We start from the raw sequence: 23,724 nt of genomic DNA, 5'->3' as shown, positions 1-23,724 counted from the left end.
AAACAGCCCCACCATGGTCAATCGTCTCCAATGGCGGCGTCTGCATCGTCCGGTCCGGAGTCGCCGGGACTCGACATCCCACGAACGTCGCCGCCACGCCAGGTGCCGCGTCGGAACCACAGCCACGCGATGACTGCCCCGGTGACGTTCGAGGCGAAGAACGCGATCCAGATGCCGCGAACATCGGGCTGTCCGAGGAACCACAGATCCGTTGGTAGCACGCCCTGTGAGGCGACGTATGCGATCGGGAGTCGGATGACGGCAAGCGTGGTGACGGAGATGACGGCGGCTATCAGTGTCTTGCCAGCGCCGCGGAACCCACCCGTGAACGCCCGTTGGATCCCGATGAACCCGAACGACAGTGCGACGTACCGCAGGAACTCCGCTCCGACATCGAGGACGGCCGGGTCGTTTGTGAAGACCGAAACGATGGGCGTCGGGACGAAGAAGATGGCGACGCCGACGACGCCGAGAATGCCAAACAAGCCTTTTGCGGCGACGTAGTTCGCGTCCTGTGCGCGATCGTACTTGCCGGCCCCGACGTTCTGCCCGGTCATCGTCTCAACACCCCGCGCGACGGCAATCGCCGGCAGGAAGATGACGGAGAAGACTCGCGTCCCGATGCCGAACGCGGCGACCACCGACGTGGAGAACAGCCCAACAACAATCAACAGCGCGTTGATCGAGAGCGCACGTCCGGTTCCCTCGATCGACGCCGGAACGCCGATTCGCAGGATCTTCTGAAGATACTCGAGGTCCGGTTTCATGTCGGCGAGGTTGATCTGAATCCCCCGTGTTCCCGACAGCATGATCGCGACTCCGACGATCATCGCCAGCCCCCGCGAAAAGACCGTGGCGATAGCCGCTCCTTGTATGCCGAGCTCGGGGAACGCGAGTGGGCCGACCGACCAGCCGTTAATCAGGAACGGGTCGAGGATCACGTTGATGACGACCGTCCCGAACATGACGAGCATCGGCGTGATGGTGTCGCCCGCGCCGCGCATCAGCGAGATAAATACGAAGAACCCGAACATGAACGGCAAGCCCAGCGCAACCACCTGCATATACGCGGTGGCTCCCGGGAGGACCTCTGGCGACGCACCCAGGAACGCGAGGAACTCTCGAACCAACTGATAACCGATCGCCCCGAGGATGACTGAGGCGATGAACGCGAACGAGACCGTCTGTGAGGCCGCATACTCGGCCTGTTCGGTCTCCTCGGCACCGGTGTGTTGAGCAACGAGCACGCTTCCCGCCACTGAGAGCCCCATTCCGAGCGAGATGAGCAGGAACACCATCGGGAACGCGAAGCTGATCGCCGCCAGTGCCTCCGTCGAGTACTGGCCGAGCCAGAACGTGTCCGCCAAATTGTAGGCGGTCTGCAGCAGGTTCGTAACGACGATGGGCAGCGAGAGGAACAGCAGGGGTTTGACGATGCCACCTTCTGTCAGGTTGAGTTCTTCTTGACCCTTGAAGAAGCTCACGCGACCACCTCCGATCCAGGCTGCCATCCGAGGTGTAGTTCCAGCGTGTTTTCGAGGACGTGACGCGTCTCGTCGAGCGGCTCCCCGAGTGCCACTTTCCGTGTGTGTGCGCCGTTGATCGTCGTTGTGACGAGCCTGGCGACTTCGTCCGGATCAGTCTGCTTGAAGTGGCCCTCGTCGATGCCGTCCGCGACGATATCCGCAACGACCTCGCGCATCACCTCATCGAGGTCGAGAAACCGTTCTCGGAAGAGATCGTGGAAGGGTGCCTGCGCTTTCAACTCCATAATCGCCACGGGGAAGCCGTCCGAGTCGGGAGTTGTCGGTGTGAAGACTCCATCGAGGAACGCTGTGAGCCGTTTGCGCGGGTCGGTCGCTTCGGAGGAGATTTTCGCTTTGAACCGCTCGATCAGGATATCAAGGAAAGCGTTCAGTAACTCCTCTTTCGTGTCGAAATGGTAGTGGATCGCTGCGGTGGTCATCGCCGACTCGTCAGCGATTTTCTGCATCGTGAGCCCGGCATACCCGTGTTCGCAGAGTACCCGGTTCGTCGCATTGATGATCTCGGATTTTGTCTCCGATTCCATTCTCTATCTTCACTTACTAACCGGTTAGTCAAAAGGATTCTGACTGGTTAGTAACTCTACGGTCTGTCACTTCTATTCCATCGTTACCGCCGACAGCGGCTGCCAGTTTCCGGTCTTACTATATCCCTATGTCCGCGTATCTGAAATCGCTCGGCGGCAGCATCGCCGACACAGCCATTGCGGGCGTCGCACTATTGATCACTGGCGGGGTTTCGCTCCTCGGGATCATCACCGCCGAGGCATATCATCCCGACTATGCTACGACCCAGGAAATCAGCGATCTAGGCTCAACAGCGCCGCCGAATCCAGTCAGCTACGAGCCGACCGCGACGATCTTCAACGGCACCATGCTGACCAGCGGTGCGCTGGTTCTCGTAGCTTCCTCTATCGGGTGGGGCGACCGCGCGTACTCTGGCTCCCGCTCGGCATCTTTGGGTTCGGCGTCTTCGGTGTCGGTGTGTTTCCCGGAGATATGGCGCCCTGGCACGGCCTTTTTGCACTCCTGACGTTCACGAGCGGCGGCATCGCGGCGGTGCTGGCCGCACGAGCGACCCCGACCCGTTCTCTTCCGTCAGTGTGCTCCTCGGAGGGTTCTCGCTGGCGTCGCTGGCGTCTGCGCTGGCGATTGGAACCTCTGGGCCGCTTGCCGGGCTGGAGTTCGGCGGTATCGAACGCTGGGTAGTGTACCCGTTGCTGGTCTGGGTGACGGGTCTGGGCGGGTTTCTGTTGGGAGAAGACAGCGTGACGTCCTCCCCGCCGTGAACGGCGGGGCTTCCCGTACCGTCGGGATAGTTGGCGGTGTACGACACGACTCGTTCTCGCGGGGCGAACACTCAGTCTTTGCGCCGGACGGCTCTGTAGTTTCGGCACACTGCGGTTGATCTCACGGATATCTCACGCTCCGGCGGCGATCGCTTTCAGCAGCACCTCACGGAACTCCACCCATACGTCTCCGAGCGCGTATGCTCGCTCGCGTGGCCGGCCATGGTCGAGATCGACACGCAGCATATACGTCTGCGAGCCTGACTGGTAGTAGACGCGGTGGGATCCACGACCCGCGCTGCGACGACTCTCTAGGCTGGTAACCCCAATGACGCTCACACAGACACAAATACGCGAGTACGACCGCCGTGCGATGGATACTGCGGAGACTGCCACGGCGACGTTCGGAATTGGTTGTTTCTGGGGCCCCGACGCCCAGTTCGGTGCGATCGACGGCGTCGTTCGCACCCGTGTCGGCTACGCTGGCGGAACAACACTCGATCCGACGTATCACGATTTGGGTGACCACACGGAAGTGGTCCAAGTCGAGTTCGACCCTGACACGGTCACGTACCGAGACCTCCTGAGTCGAATCTTCAACTCACACAACCCACAGCACCAGACCAGAACGACACAGTACCAGAACATCGTGTTCGCCGGGACGGAAGACCAGCGAGCAGTCCTCGATGAGTTTCTTTCGACACGGGGACTCACTGCCGATGGAATCGGAACGCGCATCGAACAGCTCTCGCGCTTCTACCCCGCTGAGGAGTATCACCAGAAGTACAAGCTCCGGTCTGTCTCCTCGTTCATGGACGCGTTTGCGGCGGCCGGATACGGCGACGACGAGTTGCGTGAGTCGCCGATCGCCGCCAAACTGAACGGGTACGCCGCCGGGCACGACGTTGCTGTCGCCGAGGACCTTTCGGCGCCCGATCGCGGGACGGCATAGACGAGATGCGTGTTGACGACGGACAGCGTCGTCGACGAGGGCCGGCCAAGCAGCGGTCGCGGATCCCCGACCCGACAATTTTCACGCGGTCACGCTTGTACCGCCTGATCGAGACTGGCCCGCACGATTGGTACATACGTCCCCGGAGTGGAACGTCGTCCACTGCAGGAAGCCACTCTGGGTCGACGAATCCGTAGGCTTTCACCCGTCACGCACCAACGAACCAGTGTGTCTCAGGACCAGTCCCGTCCATCTGCTCCCGGCCTCGATGTACTCATCTCTGGCGGGTCGATGGGTGGTCTCTTTACCGGGATTGCGCTCGCGCGGTCGGGCCACAGCCCGACGATCTATGAGCGGTCGGCAGGCGCGCTCAAAAGCCGCGGCGGCGGTATCGTCGCCCAACAGAACATCCGCCGTTTTCTCAGCGATCACGACATCGTTGCCCCGGAAGCGATCACGACGCGGTCCCACGAACGTCGATTTCTCACGGAGAGCGGGGATGTCGGACGCGCCGTGTCCGAGACGATGGTGTTCACGTCGTGGGACGCGCTCTATCGACAGCTCCGGGACGCCTTCCCCGACGAGCAGTACCGAACCGGAGCAACAGTCACGACCGTGTCGCCCGAGACGGCCACCGCCACGATCGCGAACGAAACGGAACGGACGGCAGACTTGATCGTCGCTGCCGAGGGCGGCCAGTCGACGACGCGCGCGCAACTGTACCCCGACGTGGAACCGGCGTTCGCCTCCTACGTCGCGTGGCGTGGCGTTGTCGACGAAGCGGACCTCTCGGCTGCGTGTGTCGAGGCGTTCGACGGAACGTTCACGTTCTATCAGGGGACCGATCAGCTCATTCTGGCGTACTTCATCCCAGGCGCAGACGGCGAGACAGCTCCCGGCTCGCGCCGACTGAACTGGGTGTGGTACGACACGCTCGACGGGCGCGATCGGGGTGCGGTATTCACGGACGCGAGCGGTACCGAACGACGGTTCTCCGTCTCACCGGGCCGGTTGCGCGATCCGGTTCGCCAGCGACAGCGTGAGCGCGCAGCGACGCTCCCGCCCGTGTTCGAGACGCTCGTCGGCGACACACCGGACCTCTTCGTCCAGGCGATTCATGACCTGACGGTGCCGTCGATGGTCACCGATCGGGTGTGTCTCTTGGGTGACGGCGCGTTTGTTGCCCGCCCGCACACGGCAGCCGGGACGGCGAAGGCGGCGGGCGATGCGACCGCGCTCGCCGACGCCCTCGAAAATCACGGATCGGTCACCGATGCGCTCGCGGCATGGGACCAAACACGCACCGCGTACGGCACTTCGCTCGTCGCCCGTGGGAAGGAGATGGGTGACGTGCGGCTGAATCTGAGCTAACCGGGCCCAGCGTGATCGCCTGACCGAGTGTCGCGTGGTACGATCGTCACACGGGATAACACACGGTAGCAACTACGATACCGATTTATCGGTCTCTGAACTCCACCGTGTAGCCGTTGTTGCGGAGTGCCTCAACAAGATCATCTCCACGCTCGATTTTGAACTCGTGGAATGAGTTGGTCGGACTATCTGCCGAATACAGCTCTGAGTCGATATTGTCCGGAATCTCGTTTTGATGGGTGTCTTCCTGGACAACAACCGGCTGACTGGGGACGTGGGAAGAACTGCTATCCTCTGTCATTTGAACATCTACTGTTAGACCTATTCGGGTATTTGAATTCCGATCCCGGTTCCTGCTGAACGGGAGCGCAACCCCCAGTCACGAACCCTCCGTCCGCTCAGCAGACGCGATCGGATCGCGTGACCCGGCGGTCCGGCATGCTTCAAGCCCGACCGCCTAGGCATCGCACGGTGTGTTCCAGCCGATACCGATTCAACCAACCGCTACGGTCTCCTTTGAACTCAGTTGACGTCGATGATCTCGATGTCGAACGTCAGCGTTTCGCCGGCGAGACGCGGATTGAAATCCACTCGGACAACCTCGTCGTCGACGTGGACAACCTCTCCCTGACTCCCATTCTGGGCCTCGAGGTACGAACCTTCTTCAGGCGTCTGGCCGCCGAGCATCTCTCGGAGCTCCTCAGTTTCGAACTCCTGGATGTTCTCGTCGCTGGGCTCGCCGTAGGCCTTCTCCGGCGGGATCGTCAGGGTTTCTGTCTCTCCAGCTTCTAAGCCGATCAGCCCCTCTTCCATTCCTTCGATGATCTGTTCGTCACCGATCTCGACCGTCAACGGGGTGTACTCTCGGTCGGGCTGGGCCTCGGCAAGCCCCGTCTCCTCGGCGACGGCCTTCCGGGAGGTGTCGAATACCGTTTCATCATCAAGTCGGCCCGTATACTCAAGCGTCACAGAATCGCCAGTAGCTATCGTCATACGATCGCAAGTAGTGCCGCACGGAAAGTCTATGGCATTGAGAGATTTCCCGCGTACAGGATCGAGACGGTCTCTCAGGGCTGTTGGTTCGGGAAGACCATTACCGGCACGTCTGCCTCGCGAATGAGCCGATTCCCAGGGTCGCCCGCGAGCGTCTGCTTCCACGTGTCGATGTCGCGCGGCGTGAAGGCGACGAGTGTCGCCTCAGTCATCCCGACTGCGTCGACGAGTGCCTCCGTGACCTCGCGCGCCTCGAGGGTCACCCACTCGAACTGGAGGTCACGACGGTAGAGGATGTCTGAAAACGTCTCGTAGGTCTCTCCGGCGAACTGGTCTCGCCCGGTCTTGATCGTCGTCTCGGCACCCGTCCCCTGCGTGACGTGTGTCACGATGAGCGTGGTCCCCGCGTCGAGATGTGGGCGAATCGCACGCGCCGTCGCCTCTGCGTCTTCGGGACTCGCGATCGGGATGAGAATGCGTTCGAACAGCTCGTCGTTCATACCAGCAACAGTCCTCTGGGCGAGTATAAGTCGCAGGGGCCGTTCCCAACATGCGGCGAAACGCCTATGCGAATGGGACATTTGAGGGGTTCCACGACGCAGAGAACCCACCGTCACTTCCAATTGTGAAGCGCGTCCAGGAACACCTCTTCGACATCATCTTTTGTCACGGGTCGCGGATTACACCGCAGAAGTCGCTGTTGACTCTCGACGGTGCTCTCCGCAAGTTCTCCAACATCGTCGGTGGTGATTCCAGCGAGTTCATTGAGTCCACTCGGCAGAACGTTGAGGTCACGCTGGAGATTGACGAACTCCTCGCGGGCCTTATTCGCAGCTTCGTGTGTACTCATCCCGGAGGTGTCAGCGCCGAGCATCTCCGCAACTTCTGCAAATCGCGGCGGATCACTGGCGACGTTGTAGCCCAGCGTGCTCGCGGGCGTGAGTGCTGCGATTGTCTCGCCGTGGTTGGTGTGATAGTTGTTTCCAACCGGATAAGCCATCGCGTGTGCGAGGCTCGCACCTGCCGTAAGCCCGGCGATTGCCCCGAATAGCGCTCCTTTCAACATTGCGCCCCGCGCCTCGATATCATCGCCGTTGTTGACAACGCGGCGAACGTTCGAAGAGAGCAATTCGATCGCCTTCTCGCTGAACATCTCTGTGAATCCCGTCCGTCCGGCGTAAACGGGGCGGTCAGCCGGATCTTCGGCTCGTAGCAGATTGTCATAGCGATGCGTTGTGTATCCCTCAATCGCGTGGCCGAGAGCGTCCATCGCGGTCTTCGCCGTGAGATCCGGAGGGAGAGTCGTCGTGAGTGTCGGATCGAGTACCGCCGCATCAGCGCGGACATGGGGGCTCGAAATCCCCTCCTTAATGTTCTTTTCGGGGACTGAGAGGATGGCGACGGGAGATATCTCCGACCCGGTCCCCGCCGTTGTCGGCAGCAGAATCAGCGGCGCTCCAGAGTCTGTGAGTGTTTCGCCAGCACCCGTCGGTGCTGCCACGTAGTCGAGTACGTCCCCCCCGTTAGCGACGACCGCTCGGGTCGCCTTTGCGGTGTCCATACAACTGCCCCCACCGAGCCCGAGATAGAAGTCGTATCCACCTTCACCCATCTCTTCACGGACGAAGTTGATACACGCTTCCACAGCACTAATACTGGGCTCCCGCTCAACACCGTCAAACACATCGACGTCAAAGCCATCAGATTCAAGTTCGTCGACGATCCGGCCAACGTGGCCTACCGAAACCAGGTTCTCGTCGGTGACGATTAGCCCCCGCTGATCGCCGGTCGTTCCGATCTGATCAAGTTGATAGCCGAGTTCGTCAGCCGCGCCGGCACCGACGCGAATTGCGGGCATCTGTACTTCCCAGACGGTTTCCGGCGAGAGCTCATGAGGATCAGCTGAGACGGAACGATTGTAGCTCACAGCCCCCACCCCGGTTGTATCGCTTCAAACTGCTCCGGATCATGCCCGAAGACGACCTCCGCATCGTGGCGTCTCTCTAACTCGTGAATTTGATCCATACTCTCGGCCCATTCTGTTTTGCCCCAGATGAGGGGTCCGCCGAGAGGTGTCCCGTTGTTGTAGTTTTCGTCCATGTACGCTTGGTCACCGGTGAACACGATTGTCCCGTCGTCGTCAAGGTGGACCACAGAGCCGGTCAGCCCTGGCGTGTGACCCGGGAACCGGACGAACTCCAGGTCGGTGAAGTGCTCCTCGCGGTCACGGTGCAGTACGTGCCAATTGAGGTCGTGATCGAAGTCTTCGAGGACGTACGCGGCGCTGCCTTCATCTGTCTTTGCGCTGTAGTACGCGAATTTCAGCTCCTCTTCGTGGACATACACTGGCGTGTCGGTACCAGCAAAGAATTCCAGCCCACCGGCGTGGTCAAGATGAAGGTGACTCTGGAACACCGCGTCGATGTCACTGATCGAATATCCCGCCGCCTCTAGGTCGTCGTCAAGTCGGTGTTCACTGGCATCATGCGGGTAGAATGCCTGAACGAGTCCTTCAGGCCAATGACCGTCGGCCGCCTTGTGGTGGGAGCCGGTGTCCCACAGAATTGTTGCTTCGGGATGGTCAATGACAAGGCTCCACACCGGGATCTCCTCGTATTCAGTGTCCGGATTCGGCTCCTCATGTGAGCCGATCGTGTTGGCCTCCATCATATAATTCATATCGCAGTACAACCCACCGCGGTCGATGACGTGTATCTCAGCGTCTACCATGCCTCGGCTTTTCTTGTTAATATACTAAAAATTAATGTCGTTTCGGGAACGGTGTTCAGACCAAGTTAGAAAGATACAGTCGAGCTCTTCGTAGTATCCGACTTCCCGCTGGACACGCAACGACGTGGAGGCATCCTCTTTTTTGCGCCCACCGCTGGCGTGTTTCTTTTCGGGAGATTACGATCAATACTGTCAGGGTCGACCTTCTCAGTGCTCACTGGCTGTCGATTGAAGCGGCTCCGAACGGCCAATTTTGATCGGGGTCAATGCGGTGGGCGGATTCACGAACTTCCGGGAGACGGCGACGAAGACGAACTCGCCCATCTTGGCCGTCGGTCCATCGGCGTCGTTCCGTCGAACGAGTTCCCGTCCACGGAAACTGAACCGGAGACGGCTGGTCACCCGCCGAGGAACTGTTGCCGGACCTCCTCGTCGTTGAGTAGCGCGTCGCCGTCATCTTCGTACCGGTTCTCACCGTTGGCGAGGACGTAGCCGCGATCGCAGCGTCGAAGTGCCTCCTTGGCGTTCTGTTCGACCATCAGCACGGTCGTTCCCGCGTCGTTAATCGTGTCGATACGGTCGAACATGTCACCGACGAGGTCAGGCGCGAGCCCCGCGCTCGGCTCGTCCAACAACAGCACGTCGGGATCAAGCATCAACGCACATCCCATCGCAAGCATCTGTTGCTGGCCGCCTGAGAGGGATCCGGCCTTCTCGTCGGTACGGTCCGCAAGGACTGGGAATCGGTCGTATACCGCCTGTTTTTGCTCTTCTGGAACCGTCTCCAGCACGTACGCCCCAATCCGAAGATTTTCTTCAACGGTCAGTGTCGGAAAGACGTTGTTCGACTGAGGAACGTAGCCGATCCCCTCGTGAACGATCTCCTCAGGTGCCATCCCGGCAATATCGGTGCCTCGGAATGTGACCGTTCCGCTGAGACAGCTTGCGATTCCGACGATCGCCTTCATCACGGTCGATTTGCCCGCACCGTTGGGTCCGACGATGGTAACGTACTCTCCGTCCTCGACGTGGAGATGTATTCCGGACAGCACCTTGATGTCGCCGTATCCGGCGTCAAGGTCGTCGATATCAAGCAGACTCACACTCCACCCCCAAGGTACGCCTCGATGACGCGATCGTCCGACAACACGTCTTCCGGCTGTCCGTCGACGAGGACTCGTCCCTGTTGGAGCACGACCAGTCGGTCGACCAGTTCGGTCAGCGTCTCGAGCTCGTGTTCGATAATGACGACCGTCATGCCGTTCTCGTTGAGTTCGCGTATGTGTTCGGCGATCTCATCTGTCAGCGTCGGATTCACACCAGCGAACGGCTCGTCAAGCATGAGCACGCTGGGGTCTAACATCAGCGCCCGAGCGAGTTCCAGAAGCTTCCGCTGGCCGCCGGAGAGGTTCGCGCTGTACTCGTCGGCGAGATGATCGAGTTCGAACGTCTCAAGCAACTCGTCCGCTCGAGTTCGCACGGACTGCTCCACGGTTTGCATCGACTCGGTTCGAACCAGCGCAGGGACAGTCTGTTCGCCGGGCTGGTCGGGAGCAGCGAGCCGAACGTTGTCACGAACGGTCATCGTCTCGAGCTCTCTCGTGGCCTGAAACGTTCGAACCAGCCCGCGCCTGGCAAGCGCCTCCGGCGGGTCGCCGGTCACCTCCGTCCCGTCGTACGTAACAACCCCCTCGTCCGGCGTGACGACGCCGCTGATACAGTTAAACAAGGTCGATTTCCCCGCGCCGTTCGGGCCGATCACGCCGACGAGTTCACCCGCATCGACCGACACTGAAAGCCCGTCTACGGCTCGCAGGCCCCCGAACTCCTTCACGAGTGCATCGGCAGACAGGAGACTCATCGGTCCACCCCCAGTTCCTGAGCATCGCCCCAGATACCAGCCGGCCGGTACCGGATCACGGTGACGAGGATGAGCCCGACCACGATAAGCCGAATCGAGGCGAACACGTCAGAGGGAACCGGCGTCACGTCGAGCGCGAACCGCGAGATGAGCCGCAACCCCATGATTATCGCCAACCCGGCCAGCACAGCCCGATGGTTCGCGGCGCCGCCGAGCAACATCCCGATCCACACCGTAACCGTCACTTGGATCGTGAAGAACCCTGGCGCGACCGCGCCGTTGTAGAGCGCGAACAGTCCACCAGCGAGCCCCGCGAGGGCCGCCCCGTAGACGAACGCTTGGGTCTTGTAGGTGACTGTGGACTTGCCGACCGACCGGGTGACGAGCTCGTCCGCCCGGATCGCCCGGAGCACGCGACCGTACGGAGCGCTTGTGAGTCGGGTGACACCGGCAAGTGCCACCAACGTGATGCCGCCGATAACGAGTAGCGTCGCGATCAGCCGCGTATCGGCGTCGCCGGCGAGCGCAGCGATCGGGCGCGGAACGCCGAGGATTCCGACGTTGCCTCCGAATATCCCCTCGAAGTTGACAAATACTGAGTGGAGTATCTCGGCGGCGGCGAGAGTCACGATGGCGAGGAAATCCCCTCGGAGCCGGATCGAGGTGGCGCTGACGGCGAGTCCGACCAGCGCAGCAGCGGCGACGCCCACGCCGAGGGCGAGGGGCCAAGGGTATCCAAGCCCGATGCCAGCGAAGGTGTCCTGTGCAGAGAGCATCGCCGTCCCGTACGCGCCAACCGCGAAGAACGCCACGTGACCGAAGTTGACGAGGCCGGTGTGACCGTACTGGAGGTCAAGTCCGAGCACGAGTAGCCCGTAGATAACGAACAGGATCCCGACCTCCACGAAGACGTACAGCGCGCTGGGAAGCTGCGCCCGAAGCGGCGTCAACGCGAACAGGCCGCCGATGAGCACACAACAGACCCCCGCAAGGAGGGCCAGGTCACCGTTGCCTGTCGGGACCCGATCGAGGAGGCTCATGCCTCACGCACCTCCGCTCCCGCGATCCCGCTCGGTTTAACGAGCAACACGAGGATCAGAATGCCGAACGCGATCGCAGAGGAGAGGCCGCTCATCCCCGACGGGAGAAACGCCGTCGACAGCGCCAACACGATTCCGATGAGATACGCTCCGACGATCGCGCCGTAGGGGCTCCCCGCACCGCCGAGGATGGCCGCCGAGAGGATCTGGAGGATCTGACTGAACCCCGTCGTCGCGCTCACATTCGTCTGAATGGCCAAGAGCACGCCCGAGAGCCCGGCGAGGATGCCAGCGAGCACCCAAACACTGTCACGGATCAGTTGGGTATCGATTCCCCGAACCCGCGCGAGGCTCTCGTCGTCGCCCATCGCTCGCATCGCGATCCCCACGTCCGTCCGCGTTAGCAGTCCGTAAATCGCGACGAAGACGGTGACTGCAGACGCGACAACGATCAGTTGTTTTGAGGTAACGAAGAATCCCCCGAGGAGATCCACGGAGCCGACCGAGAGGTCCGGAACCGCATCGAATCGGAACGTCGTTGTCTCGGTGTCGTAGTACCGGGCCTCACGCCCCGCGACGAGGCGGATGGCATTTCGAAGGGCGATCCCGAGACCGATCGACGTCAGCAGCAACGGAACCGGCCCGGTCTGATTTATCGGCGTGAAGAACGCGCGTGCGAGTACGATACTCACCAGTCCGCCGCCGGCCATCGCGACGAGCACGGCGACCGGGAGCGGGATCGGCAACGCGGTCGCCGCGAACAACCCGATGAATGCACCGAGGGTCAGGTATTCGCCGTACGCGAAGTTGATCATGTTCACGATTCCGTAGATCAGATTGAAGCCGATCGCCGCGATCGCGATGTACGAGCCCGTTATCACCCCGAAAATAATGTTTTGAAGTAGCCCCATCGAGATCAGTACTGGCCTTCCTCGACGAAACTCCGGACGTCCGCGGCGGAGACCTCACTCGTCTGAGTGAACTCGCCGTCCTGTGCCGTGTTGATGCTGACCGTTCCGAACACATTGCCGTGTTGGGTGAAGTTGACCGGGGTTGCGGCGCCTTGGTAGGTGATCTCTTCGCCGTTCGCGAGCGCCTCTTTCCCCTCGGCGAACGTGCTGACCGCTGTCCCCTCGCCTCTGCTGACCGGACCGAGATTTCGTTGGATCGCTTCCGGCGTGGCCTCGCCCGCTCGCTCGATCGCGAGCGCAGCCACTTGCACCGCGTCCCAAGCCGGTGGCGTCCAAGCGTTGATATCCGCATCACCCGCCTCGGTGTAGATCTCTTCGAACGTGTCGTAATTCGGCCCGGATTGACCGGGCGTGGCTCCCCAGGCACCGTTGAGATCGCTGCCAACCTGATCGAGCACCGCCTGCGATGTCAGCGTGTCCGAAAGGATCGGCTGTCGACCGTATCCGCCGTCGGACCAATCGCTCAGTGCAGTGATCGCCGACTCCTGTGGGAGGCTCATGAGGAACGCGTCGAACTCAGCCTCGAACAAGCGGCTAAGCGCTGATTGGTAGCTTGAGGCACCGAGCTCGACCTCTACCCGTTCGGCGACCGTCCCTCCGTTGGCTTCGTAGGCAGAGACGAATCCCTCGACGTAGCTCCGCTCTCCCTCGGTGGTGCCGTTGATTACACCCAAGGTGTTGAGTCCTTCCTCGATCGCGAAGGCGGCGCTCCCGCTCGTGTGGACCGTGTCGCCGACGACGGTTCGCCACACCCATTCGTCGTCACTCATGTCCTCCGGGGTGCCCTTATCGCCGCCGCGAGTATCGAGGAATGTCGATCCAGGCCACGGAGTGATGACTGGCGTCGAGAGATCCTGAAGGAAATCCCAGAGCGGATTGATCTCACTCGAGAACAGACCGACGATCGCCGCGACATCGTCGTTCTCGACCAACTGTGTCGCCACGGTCCGCGCCTCCTGTGGATCGACCGCGGTATCGCGGCGGGCGACTTCGAGTTCCGCGTCGAGTGGGCCGCCCGCCTCGTTGATATGGTTGACGGCGGCGTCAGTCGCCTGTGAGATGCCAGGCTGGAGGAAATCCCACTGGCCGCTAAGCGACGCCGGCTGTCCGAGCGTGATCGTCTCGGGGACGTCGGTATCGCCCGTTCCACCGTCGGTGCCGTCGGTGTCGTCGGTGCCGTCTCCGCCGTTGCTCCCTCCGTCGTCTCCGTCGCCTCCGTCGCCGTTCCCCCCGAACCCGACACAGCCGGAGAGACCCGCGATACCGCCGACCCCGGTGATGGTGACAACCGCGCGACGACTTGCATGTGTATTGTTATTAGATAACATCTGTACTAGAACACCTGAATGTGATTAAATAAAACTTGTGTCAGGAAACAGACAGTGGTTAGACACGCTGATCCATGCGAAGGCGAACGCTTGTAACCAATTCTCAGCGGTGGCTGGTTCGCAACGGCTAAACGTATTTGGAAATTTATCTGTTTACCGTTTTACTTCACGAAAGACATGTTCGACGGCATTCCGATCCCCCTGTGTGACGTGTTGGACTCGGAGCCCGTGACGATGACAGGTCGCCTGCAACCACGGGGCACCGCCGACGGGAAGTATCCGGTCCTCAATCTGACGTTTCTCACGTAATCCAGCGAGAAACGGTGAGGAAACCGCAGTATCGCTCGTCGACTACAGTCGGAGATAGAGCAGGCGGTTCATGTCGGAATCGACAGCAGCGTCCAGCCAACATCGCGCAGGATTGAGCTGGACCATCGGTTCATCGACCGCGACATGATTCGGATCGACACCGTCTGTCGGCTGTAGATCGGTTTCTTGCGCCCGCCGATGGACGGAGGCTCGATGGTGACCGACACCCGGCTGTCCAAACATACACTGTACGCAAAAGTGATAGTTCAGCTAGATAGAGTTGGATACCGAACTTCATCGCCGACTCGGGCGTCGTCGCTCGTCCCAGAAAATTTGATTCGATACAACCGCTATTCCGGCTGCGGCGCTCGAACCTGTGCATAGCGCACTCGATCTTTTGACCGCCTGGCTTTGTTGACATCCTTAGGAAATGATCTCTTCTGACCGGGTGTGGTCAGTACAGGCTACGAACCGACAGACACCCGGGCAAATGCACTGCGGCTTTCTCCGAGGTAGCCGCGTATGTTACTGGATGAATTGTTATAATATTTATAATGCGTCGTCGAGTGTATAGAACTCCGTGATGATTTATTAAGTCGGGCTGTTATGTAATCTTATGAGAATTTCAGATGCCCTTCAAGGCGAGATGACAATGAAACAAATGGGAGTAATAATGATCCTCTACATGGCGGCTCTGGTAGTTTTTGGAGCACTGGCAGTTATCGTGATACACCGTCTTGGATGGCAATGGCTATAGAGAATTGCCGTAAGGCGGCGGGGTACCTCGGCACATCAGAAAACTGAAGCTGGAAATCAGCGATACCCTATGTCGAAGCGACTTCGATCAATAAGCACTCTTCAGCGACCGGGTGTCTCAGACGACACTGTCTCTGTAGCATAGACTCTCAACAGAGTCGACCGTCTCATCCCTTACGGCAACGCTACCGAGACCAGCGCCGATCGCCGCTTCGAAAGTACGTCCGACTGAGCATCGATCGCTGCACACACCCGCGGAGACTCTCCCGTTATTCGGGCGGAGCGTCCCACTCTGCCCCGTTGTCTTGGGGTTCGTATCCCAGACGGTCCCGCGTGTACGTGAGATCGACCCAGGTCCCATCGTTGCCGCTGACGCCCCAGAAGATGTCGAACCCGGGCTCGTCGTGTCCGAGCAGGCAGTCGACGAGCTGGCCGAGGTCGCGGTGCGAGAGCCACGTGCACTTCAGCCGGTCCGCCATGTATCCGTACTCCTCGCTGTCGCGCTCCCACCACCCTTCGTCGACGCCCATCTCCGCGAGCCCGTACGGGTGGTCGTACTCCTCACCGAGCACGGTCTTGATGCGAAGCGCGTAGAAGCTCGTCGGGTACTCTCGCGTGTTCGTCACGTACGTCGGGTGGAGGTCGCCGAGCGGGTTCTCCTGACTCTCGACGAATAGCCGTCCCACGCCCTCCCCAAACACTTTTGAGAGGCCGTAGAAGGAGTCGGGCCGGACCGGGTCTTCGTGCGTGACCGTCAGATCGTACTCCGGGTCGTAGATCTCCGGTGAGAGTTCAACCTCGTACATTCCCACCGTGTGGATGGATGACGCGAAGACGAACTTCTCCACCTCGGCTTCCGCGGCCGCCTGGAGGACATTGTACGTTCCGATGATGTTATTCTGGAGAATTTTCTCCCACGATCCACTGAGGTCGACGGCGGCAGCGAGATGGATGACGGCGTCTACGTCATCGAAGTGGCCACGGAGGTCGTCTCGATCCGTAATGTCCGCGACGACGGTCTCTCGGTCGGGGTGGTCCTCGACGTCGAGACACGTGAACTCGTACTCGTCCGTCGCTCCGAGCTGATCGATAATCGCACTGCCGACTGTGCCATTCGCCCCCGTGATGAGGATGTGCATACGGCGAAAGGAGGTGAATCTATTATTAAATACCTTCGGGCAGCGGAGCAAAAACACGCCGTCGAGAGGGCGCTTCTCCGACTCCCCACCGAGGACCCGCCTGCCGGCGTCCGCATCTTCGCTGCCGTTCACCCGACGACCGACCCGTGAGCCACGTCGTTCGTCTAGGCGTCTTCTGCGGTCGAAGCCGTACGGGCATCGACGACGTGGGACGGAAGCGGTCCACGTCAGCCGAGCGTGAAGGGATCCTCGACCTCCCCGGCGAGGTCGACCCAGACGCTCTTCGTCTGCATATACTCCTCCAACCCCTCGTGACCGTTCTCGCGGCCGAGACCGCTGTCCTTGTACCCACCAAACGGGGAGTTGTAGGTGAGCGTACGGTACTCGTTGATCCAGATGGTTCCCGCTTCGAGGGCTTCGGCGACGCGCTGGGCTTTCCGGAAATCTTCGGTCCAGATGCCCGCGGCGAGCCCGAAGTCCGTGTCGTTCGCCCGTTCGACGAGGTCATCCTCGTCGTCGAACGTGAGCACGCTCGCGACGGGACCGAAGATCTCCTCCTGGGCGACGGTCATGTCGTTCTCCACGTCGGTGAGGATGGTCGGTTCGAGGAAGCACTCGCCGGGGAGGTCGTCAGGCTGATCACCGCCGAACCGGAGGGTTGCGCCCTCTTCAACTGCGGTCCTGATGTACTCCCGATCGGTCTCCCACTGTCCGCGAAACGCGACCGGCCCCATCTCGGTCTCAGGATCACGTGGGTCGCCGAGGGTGATGTCGCGGGCGCGCTCGGTGATCCGATCGACGAACTCGTCGGCGATGTCCTCGTGGAGGAACACGCGCGAACCCGCGAGGCAGGTCTGTCCGGTCGCGGCGAAGATACCCTTGATGACGCCGTTGATTGCATTGTCGAGGTTCGCGTCGGCGAAGACGATGTTCGGGCTCTTCCCGCCGAGTTCGAGGGAGGCGGGGATGAGGTTCTCGCCCGCGGTCTTCCCGATGTGGCGGCCGACGCTGGTGCTGCCGGTGAAGGAGGCTTTGTCGACGCCGTCGTGATTGACGAGCGCGTCGCCGACGGTACTGCCGCTGCCGGTGACGACGTTGTAGACGCCGGCGGGGAGTCCGGCCTCTTCGCTGAGGAGTTCGGCGAGACGGAGCGCGCTCACGGGCGTCTGCGTGCTGGGTTTGTGGACGAACGTACAGCCGGCGGCGAGCGCGGGCGCGAGCTTGAACGCGGTGAGGAGGAGCGGGGAGTTCCACGGGGTGATGGCGCCGACGACGCCATACGGCTCGCTGACAACGTAATTAAACATCTCGCCGTTCTTGCTTTCGACGGGGATGGTGTCGCCCTCACGGGTCTCGCACTGACTGGCGTAGTAACGGAACCAATCGCCGAGCGAGTTCATCTGTCCGCTCATCTCGCGGATGAGTTTTCCGTTCTGTCGGGTTTCGAGTTCCGCGAGTTCGTCCGCATGCTCGTCGATGACCGCGGCGACCTCTCGGAGCAGGCCGGCGCGTTCGCTCAGTTGGAGGCCGCCCCAGTCGTCACGGTCGAAGGCATCCCGTGCGGCGGCGACGGCGCGGTCGACATCGCCGGGGGTTCCGAGCGGAACGGTCGCCCATGGTTCGCCGTCGTACGGGAACTTGACTTCGGCGCGGTCATCGCTCTCCGAGGAGACGAACTCGCCGTCGATGAACTGGTCGTAGCTCTCGATGTCAGTCATACAGGCATGTGATAACAGGTCACAATAACTCTTTCTGCGACAAGACTGTCCGCAAACTCCGCGGACGGCAGGGTGCGCGGACTGGTTCACCGAAAACGGTGTCCTTGGTGATCCAACGAAGGCAACTACCGATGCAGGAGAACTGACCAACGATTGTGTTGGAGCTCCGTCTGTGCCATCGTCGCCGGTTGAATACTGTTGGCCGGCTTCCTCCCCGCGATTAAGCGCGGGGCTTTCGCCTCGGATTTTCCGCGACCCACCCACACGTTTATTCCGTCTGGTATGGGAGGAGGTGGTATGGTAGATACTGGCGACCTCGAAATTTTCAGACACTCACTGAAGAGTGTCGTCGAGGAAATGGGCGTCACGCTCCAACGAACCGCGTACTCGACGAACATCAAGATTCGTCGCGACCACACGTGTGCACTGTTCGACGCCGACCTCAGGCATATCGCTCAACACGACATCGCCCCCCAACACATCGGGTCCCTCGTCTCCGTCGTCCCGCGGAACGTTCCCGACTGGGAGGACGACCTCGAACCGGGCGATGGCATTCTTATCAACGACCCGTACAAGGGCGCCGTCCACCTTCCGGATGTGATGCTCATTTCGCCGCTGTTCCACGACGACGAAATCATCGGCTACGCCGCGAACTCAGCACATCATGTCGATATCGGCGGGGGCACCCCTGGCGGTATCCCCAACGACAGCACGGAACTCTACGGCGAGGGCCTGATCATCCCCGGCGTTCACGCAGTAGAAGACTGGGAGTACGACGAGGACACCCTCTCGTTCATCCTGCGGAACGTCCGCGAGCCAAAGATGCGACGCGGCGACTATCAGGCACAACTCGGGGCGAACCGGATCGGCGAACAGCGGTTCGCAGAACTCCACGAGGAAAACGGCCGCGAGCGCGTCGAGACCTACCTGGATGAACTGCTCGACTACACGGAACGCCGAGTCCGCGCAGCTATCGAAGAGCTCCCGGACGGCGAATATTCGGCGAGCGATGAGATGGACGGCGACGGTATCGTTGACGAACCCGTGACGCTCGTGCTCACGCTGACGGTCGATGGCGACGAGATGCGTATCGACTTCACCGGGACCGCAGCGGAAAACGAAGGGCCACTGAACTGTACACCCGCAATGGCGTTCGCGGGAACGATGGCCGTCATCATGGCGTTCATCGGTGAGGATCTGCCGAAGAACGACGGGTTCTACCGGCCGTTCGAGACGATAACCCCTGAGGGAACGATGGTGAACCCCTCCTACAACCGCCCGGTGGCGGGCGGCTGGGAGATCCCGATGCGCGCGGGCGATCTCGTGACGAAGGCGCTCGCGGATGCCGTCCCCGAGCAGACCATCGGCGCGACGAAAGGAATGGTGTGTAACGTCGCGTACGGCGGGACCGATCCTCGGGACGACGACGACTACGTCTACTACGAGACCGTCGCGGGCGGCTACGGCGGACGATTGGAGAAAGACGGGATGGACGCGGTACAGACGCACTTCCAGAACACTGCGAACAGCCCTATCGAGGAACTGGAGGACGAACTGCCCGTCTACGTCCGCCGGTATGAACTGATTCAGGACTCGGAAGGCGCGGGTCGCCAGCGTGGCGGGCTCGGCGTCCGCCGCGACCTCCAGTTCTACGATCACGAGGCGTCGTTTTCGCTGCTCACGGACCGGACACGCTCCAAGCCGTGGGGGATCTTCGGCGGGCACTCTGCTCGGCCCTCCCGGTTCTATCGGAACCCGGGAACGGCGGATGAGGAGGTGTTGGCGTCGAAGTCGACGACCAAGCTCGATGCTGACGATGTCGCGAGCGTTCAGACGCCCGGCGGTGGCGGGTATGGGGACCCCCTGGAGCGAGACCCGACCGACGTCCTCGACGACGTTCTCGACGAGAAGGTCTCCCCGGAGAAAGCCCGCGAGGAGTATGGCGTCGTCATCGAAGACGAGAGTATCGACGAGGAAGCGACCGCGGAGCGGCGTCGAGAGCTCCGTGACGTGGCCGCGAACAGGACGGGTGAGAACGCATGAGCGTGCGCATCGGTGTCGACACCGGTGGGACGTTCACCGATGTCGTCCTCTACGACGTGGACGCGAACGAGGTGTACATCACGAAGACGCCGTCCACCCCCCCGGACTTCGACCGCGGCGTGTTGAACGGCATCGACAAGATCCTGGAAGAGACCGACACCGACCCGGACCGCGTCGAGTTCCTGAGCCACGGGACGACGGTGGGAACCAACGCTGTCCTCGAAAACGAGATACCGGACCTCGGACTTATCACGAACGAGGGGTTGCGTGATGTCCTGGAGATCGGGGACCAGACCCGTCCTGAGCTTTACAACTTACAGGCGGACAAACCACCCGCGCTCGTGGACAGGCGTCACCGACTCGGCGTCCCCGGTCGTATCGACTCGGAGGGGGACGTCGTCGACGAGCTCGACGAGGACGCCGTTCGTGCGGCCGTTGACAAACTCGCGGACTCGGGTGTCGATTCGGTCGTCGTCTCGATGCTGTTCTCCTACCTGAACGACGACCACGAGCGCCGGGTCGGCGAACTCATCGCGGAAGAAACCGACCTCAGCTACGCACTTTCCTCCGCCGTCTACCCGGAGACCCGCGAGTACGACCGAACCGTCACCACGGTGCTGAACGAGGCGGTGAAGGTCACGATCCAAGACTACCTCGGTCGCCTCGACGTCGGGATCGCGGAGCGCGGTATCGACGTGCCGCTGAACGTGATGCACTCCGGCGGCGGTATCTTCGGGACGGAGCAGGCGACGGATTTCGCACTTCGGACCGTCCTCTCCGGACCGGCCGCGGGAGCGGTCGCCTGCCGTGACGTTAGCCGGACGGAAGGCCTCGAACACGCTATCGGACTCGACATGGGTGGCACGAGCGCGGACGTGAGCGTCGTCGAGGACGGCGACCTCGTTCGGTCCACGGAGGGCGAGATCAACGACCTGCCGATCAACACCCCGCTCGTCGACATCAACACCGTGGGAGCAGGCGGTGGGAGTATCGCGTGGATCGACGCTGGTGGCGGGCTTCGTGTCGGCCCGAAATCCGCCGGCGCAGATCCCGGACCGATCTGTTACGGCCGCGGTGGGACCGACCCCACGGTGACGGACGCGAATCTCGTGCTTGGTCGCATCGACCCGAGCGCCTTCCTCGACGGCGACGTACAACCGGCCATCGAGAAGGCGAGGGAGGTGTTTGCTGACGAGATCGCGGAACCACTCGGGCTCAGCCTCGAGGAGGCGGCGATGAACGTGGTCAAAGTCGCAAATGCGAAGATGGCTCGCGAGCTGCGCCGCGTTACCGTCGAGCGCGGCCGCGATCCCGGCGAGTTCTCGCTCGTCGCGTTCGGTGGCGCCGGCCCGCTCCAGGCCGCTGAAGTCGCCCAGAACATGGACATGAACTCGCTCGTGATCCCCCGGAGCCCGGGCGTGTTCTCCGCACGTGGCCTCCTGCTCGCCGACGTTCGCATGGACGAGTCGCGCGCGTACACTGGCGACGGGCTCGATGCACAGCAGGCGGGCGTAGAGTTCGAAACGCTCGAAGAATCGCTCACCGAACGGTTCACCGATCAGGGATTCGACGCTGGGGACGTGCTGGTGACCCGGCAACTCGATCTCCGGTACGCGGGCCAAGCGTACGAGCTGACCGTCGCGCTCCCTGGAGAGACGTTCACGGCGGCGAACTTCGAGGCGGGAATCGAGCGGTTCCACGACCAACACCGTCAGCTCTACGGGTACGCGATGGAGGACGAGCCGGTGAAGCTCGTCACACTCCGTGCCACCGGGACGGTCGAGACGCTGCCGGTCGAGGATGAGGTGCCCGTTGCGGGCGGCGAACAGACCCACCGTGAACGCGAGGTGTACTTCGCGGATCGGGGGTTCGTGGCAACGCCAATCGTCGACCGACACGCGCTCGCCGTCGGTGAGGCGGTCGATGGTCCCGCAATCCTCGAGGAATCGGGGTGTACGAGTCTCCTGCCGCCGGAGATCACGGCAGAAGTCTCTGAGGACGGGAACCTCCGAATCGACCTTTAGTACGGTGGAAATCCGGGGCGAGCGATATCCGGATTCGTGCGCACGTCGAGGACGAGCGGAACATCGGGCTTGTCCGTGAGGAACTCGTCGAGGACGCCCAGATCATCAGTCGACCGTATCGTTGCGGCGCGCGCGCCGAGACCCCGAGCGACCTGCTCGAACGCTGGGCTCTCGTAATCGGCGGCGGTCACACGGTCGAATTCGAGGTCTTGGCGGTGGCGGATGATCCCGTAGCTCTCGTCGTTCAAGACGACGAAGACGACCGGGAGATCGAGACGAACCGCAGTTTCGACGTCCTGAACGACCTGCATGAACGCGCCGTCGCCCATGTAGCAGACGACATCTCGGTCGCGATCGGCGTACTGCGCGCCGAGCGCGGCGGGGAGTGCGTACCCCATCGTTCCGAAGTTCCCGTTCACGAGCATCTGGCCGCCGGCGTCGAGTTCGTGGAAGACCGCCGGGAACCCCGTGTTGTTACCCGAGTCGACGGCGACGACGGCGTCGCCGTCGGTGCGGTCGGAAACGGCGAGCGTGAGCGCACGCGGGTCCACGCATGGCCCGTCCGACTGCTCGTCGAACGGGATGACGTGACCCGTTTCCGCGATCGTCTCCTCGATCCTGTTGACGCGTTCGGGGTTCGTCCCGATGCGGTCTCCGAGCGCGGCGACCGTCGCGCGGGCGTCTCCGAGCACCCCGATCGTGGGGTCGCGGTATCGTCCGAGTGCGTCGGGAGAGAGGTCAACCTGAACGATGTCAGCGTCCGCGTAGAGCGCGCCATAGCGGGTGGATTTCCCCGACAGTTGTGCGCCGACGGTGAGCACTGCGTCGGCGTCCCAGAGCAACGCGTCGTTGGCGGGCGTCATGAACGTGCCCGCGATCCCCGAGTGGAGCGGGTGATCGTGATCAAAGAGCCCCTTCGCGAAGTACGTCGTCGCGATGGGTGCGCCGAGTCGTTCTGCGAGCGCGGTGAGGGCGTCAGCGGCGGCGGACGCACGAGCGCCGCCGCCAGCGAGGATGACAGGATGGTCCGCGCTGTTGAGGACGGCGGCCGCGGCGTCGACTGTTTCGGGGTCGGCGTGGACGCGCTGGGCCGTGGACGACTGTGGATCGTAGGTATCGTCGGGGACCGGGTCTTTCTGGATGTCTCCGGGGAGTTCGACGATGGCGGGACCACGTTCGGTTCGCGCTTCCGAGAACGCACGACGGAGCGTTTCGCCGATCGTGTCTGACGTCTCCGCCCGTGTCTGATAGACGGAGATCGGATCGGTGAACGTGATGTGGTCGAGATACTGGAGGGATGTCTCCCGGCCACTGAACCCCGTGTCTCCGACGAGAACCACGAGTGGCACGTTATCGCGGTCCGCGGCGGCGATACCGGTTGCGCCGTTCGTCACGCCCGGGCCGTGGGTGAGTGTACAGACGCCGACTTCGCCGGTGGTGCGGGCGTAGCCGTCCGCCATCGAGACGGCCACCTGCTCGTGACGCGCGTACCGGAACGCGATGTCGTGGTCGTTCGTCGCGTCGATGAGGTGTGCGTTCCCTTCCCCGATGAGGCCGAAGAGTGTCGTGACGCCTTCGGCAGTCAGTGCGTCGAGTATGAACGTGCTCCCTGTCTCGGTCATTGGTATTGTTAACTCCGGAGTGTGGCCCCGTTTC

The 23,724-nt window shown here is 61.8% G+C and carries 20 protein-coding genes and 1 pseudogene; 5 read left to right on the top strand and 16 right to left on the bottom strand.

Annotated elements, in window-relative coordinates; genetic code table 11:
* Positions 1–17: 17 nt before the first annotated feature.
* Together ACT4MF_RS13070 and ACT4MF_RS13065 are read right to left on the bottom strand one after the other, a co-directional pair.
* On the bottom strand, positions 18–1,484 hold the full coding sequence (locus ACT4MF_RS13070; RefSeq protein WP_444682933.1) for an MATE family efflux transporter: 1,467 nt from the start codon (positions 1,482–1,484) through the stop codon (positions 18–20).
* On the bottom strand, positions 1,481–2,071 hold the full coding sequence (locus ACT4MF_RS13065) for a TetR/AcrR family transcriptional regulator (RefSeq protein ID WP_099255837.1): 591 nt from the start codon (positions 2,069–2,071) through the stop codon (positions 1,481–1,483). Before ACT4MF_RS13065 ends, ACT4MF_RS13070 begins: the two co-directional genes overlap by 4 nt.
* Positions 2,072–2,199: 128 nt before the next feature.
* On the opposite strand from ACT4MF_RS13065, the gene ACT4MF_RS13060 reads away from it, so the two are divergent.
* The 3 genes from ACT4MF_RS13060 (at position 2,200) to ACT4MF_RS13050 (ending at position 5,156) form a co-directional block, all read left to right on the top strand.
* On the top strand, positions 2,200–2,577 hold the full coding sequence (locus tag ACT4MF_RS13060; protein ID WP_444682932.1) for a hypothetical protein: 378 nt from the start codon (positions 2,200–2,202) through the stop codon (positions 2,575–2,577).
* 584 nt (positions 2,578–3,161) lie between these two features.
* Positions 3,162–3,785 (top strand): peptide-methionine (S)-S-oxide reductase MsrA, encoded by a 624-nt coding sequence (gene msrA, locus ACT4MF_RS13055; RefSeq protein ID WP_099255836.1) that lies wholly within the window; start codon positions 3,162–3,164, stop codon positions 3,783–3,785.
* Between the two features lie 228 nt (positions 3,786–4,013).
* Positions 4,014–5,156: an FAD binding domain-containing protein gene (locus ACT4MF_RS13050; RefSeq protein WP_444682931.1), complete on the top strand. Its 1,143-nt coding sequence runs from the start codon at positions 4,014–4,016 to the stop codon at positions 5,154–5,156.
* Positions 5,157–5,241: 85 nt separating this feature from the next.
* On the opposite strand, the gene ACT4MF_RS13045 is transcribed toward ACT4MF_RS13050, so the two are convergent.
* The 13 genes and pseudogenes from ACT4MF_RS13045 to ACT4MF_RS12985 form a co-directional block, all read right to left on the bottom strand.
* Positions 5,242–5,457, bottom strand: coding sequence for a hypothetical protein (locus ACT4MF_RS13045; RefSeq protein WP_099255834.1), 216 nt, complete (start codon positions 5,455–5,457; stop codon positions 5,242–5,244).
* A gap of 221 nt (positions 5,458–5,678) precedes the next feature.
* Positions 5,679–6,125, bottom strand: coding sequence for an FKBP-type peptidyl-prolyl cis-trans isomerase (locus ACT4MF_RS13040; protein ID WP_245851715.1), 447 nt, complete (start codon positions 6,123–6,125; stop codon positions 5,679–5,681).
* A gap of 98 nt (positions 6,126–6,223) precedes the next feature.
* Positions 6,224–6,649, bottom strand: coding sequence for a universal stress protein (locus tag ACT4MF_RS13035; protein WP_099256291.1), 426 nt, complete (start codon positions 6,647–6,649; stop codon positions 6,224–6,226).
* A gap of 113 nt (positions 6,650–6,762) precedes the next feature.
* Positions 6,763–8,076 (bottom strand): hydroxyacid-oxoacid transhydrogenase, encoded by a 1,314-nt coding sequence (locus tag ACT4MF_RS13030; protein WP_444682930.1) that lies wholly within the window; start codon positions 8,074–8,076, stop codon positions 6,763–6,765.
* Positions 8,073–8,879, bottom strand: coding sequence for an N-acyl homoserine lactonase family protein (locus tag ACT4MF_RS13025; protein WP_444682929.1), 807 nt, complete (start codon positions 8,877–8,879; stop codon positions 8,073–8,075). Before ACT4MF_RS13025 ends, ACT4MF_RS13030 begins: the two co-directional genes overlap by 4 nt.
* A gap of 398 nt (positions 8,880–9,277) precedes the next feature.
* A complete protein-coding gene (locus tag ACT4MF_RS13020; RefSeq protein ID WP_444682928.1) occupies positions 9,278–9,982 on the bottom strand; it encodes an ABC transporter ATP-binding protein in 705 nt (234 codons plus the stop codon).
* On the bottom strand, positions 9,979–10,740 hold the full coding sequence (locus ACT4MF_RS13015; RefSeq protein ID WP_444682927.1) for an ABC transporter ATP-binding protein: 762 nt from the start codon (positions 10,738–10,740) through the stop codon (positions 9,979–9,981). The genes ACT4MF_RS13020 and ACT4MF_RS13015 overlap by 4 nt, the downstream gene beginning before the upstream one ends.
* Positions 10,737–11,780 (bottom strand): branched-chain amino acid ABC transporter permease, encoded by a 1,044-nt coding sequence (locus ACT4MF_RS13010; protein WP_444682926.1) that lies wholly within the window; start codon positions 11,778–11,780, stop codon positions 10,737–10,739. The genes ACT4MF_RS13015 and ACT4MF_RS13010 overlap by 4 nt, the downstream gene beginning before the upstream one ends.
* Positions 11,777–12,691, bottom strand: coding sequence for a branched-chain amino acid ABC transporter permease (locus ACT4MF_RS13005; protein WP_444682925.1), 915 nt, complete (start codon positions 12,689–12,691; stop codon positions 11,777–11,779). The genes ACT4MF_RS13010 and ACT4MF_RS13005 overlap by 4 nt, the downstream gene beginning before the upstream one ends.
* 5 nt (positions 12,692–12,696) lie before the next feature.
* Entirely contained in the window at positions 12,697–14,079 is a 1,383-nt protein-coding gene (locus tag ACT4MF_RS13000; protein ID WP_444682924.1) for an ABC transporter substrate-binding protein, read from the bottom strand.
* A gap of 24 nt (positions 14,080–14,103) precedes the next feature.
* Positions 14,104–14,770 (bottom strand): annotated as a pseudogene (locus ACT4MF_RS12995) (transposase domain-containing protein).
* Positions 14,771–15,413: 643 nt separating this feature from the next.
* Positions 15,414–16,283: an NAD-dependent epimerase/dehydratase family protein gene (locus ACT4MF_RS12990; RefSeq protein ID WP_444682923.1), complete on the bottom strand. Its 870-nt coding sequence runs from the start codon at positions 16,281–16,283 to the stop codon at positions 15,414–15,416.
* A gap of 227 nt (positions 16,284–16,510) precedes the next feature.
* Complete coding sequence (locus ACT4MF_RS12985; RefSeq protein WP_444682922.1) at positions 16,511–18,001, bottom strand: aldehyde dehydrogenase; 1,491 nt, start codon at positions 17,999–18,001, stop codon at positions 16,511–16,513.
* A 297-nt stretch (positions 18,002–18,298) separates the two neighbouring features.
* Between ACT4MF_RS12985 and ACT4MF_RS12980 the strand changes: the two genes are divergently transcribed.
* Together ACT4MF_RS12980 and ACT4MF_RS12975 are read left to right on the top strand one after the other, a co-directional pair.
* The gene (locus ACT4MF_RS12980; protein ID WP_444682921.1) at positions 18,299–20,044 is read left to right on the top strand and encodes a hydantoinase B/oxoprolinase family protein; all 1,746 of its coding nucleotides are present in this window, start codon (positions 18,299–18,301) and stop codon (positions 20,042–20,044) included.
* On the top strand, positions 20,041–22,068 hold the full coding sequence (locus ACT4MF_RS12975) for a hydantoinase/oxoprolinase family protein (RefSeq protein WP_444682920.1): 2,028 nt from the start codon (positions 20,041–20,043) through the stop codon (positions 22,066–22,068). The genes ACT4MF_RS12980 and ACT4MF_RS12975 overlap by 4 nt, the downstream gene beginning before the upstream one ends.
* Here the strand turns inward: ACT4MF_RS12975 and ACT4MF_RS12970 are convergent.
* Positions 22,065–23,690 (bottom strand): thiamine pyrophosphate-binding protein, encoded by a 1,626-nt coding sequence (locus ACT4MF_RS12970; RefSeq protein ID WP_444682919.1) that lies wholly within the window; start codon positions 23,688–23,690, stop codon positions 22,065–22,067. The genes ACT4MF_RS12975 and ACT4MF_RS12970 overlap by 4 nt on opposite strands.
* Between the last annotated feature and the right edge of the window lie 34 nt (positions 23,691–23,724).

Source organism: Halorubrum sp. FL23 (assembly GCF_052439115.2).
Taxonomy (GTDB): Archaea; Halobacteriota; Halobacteria; order Halobacteriales; family Haloferacaceae; genus Halorubrum; species Halorubrum persicum.
This window is presented reverse-complemented; position numbering and strand designations above follow the sequence as displayed.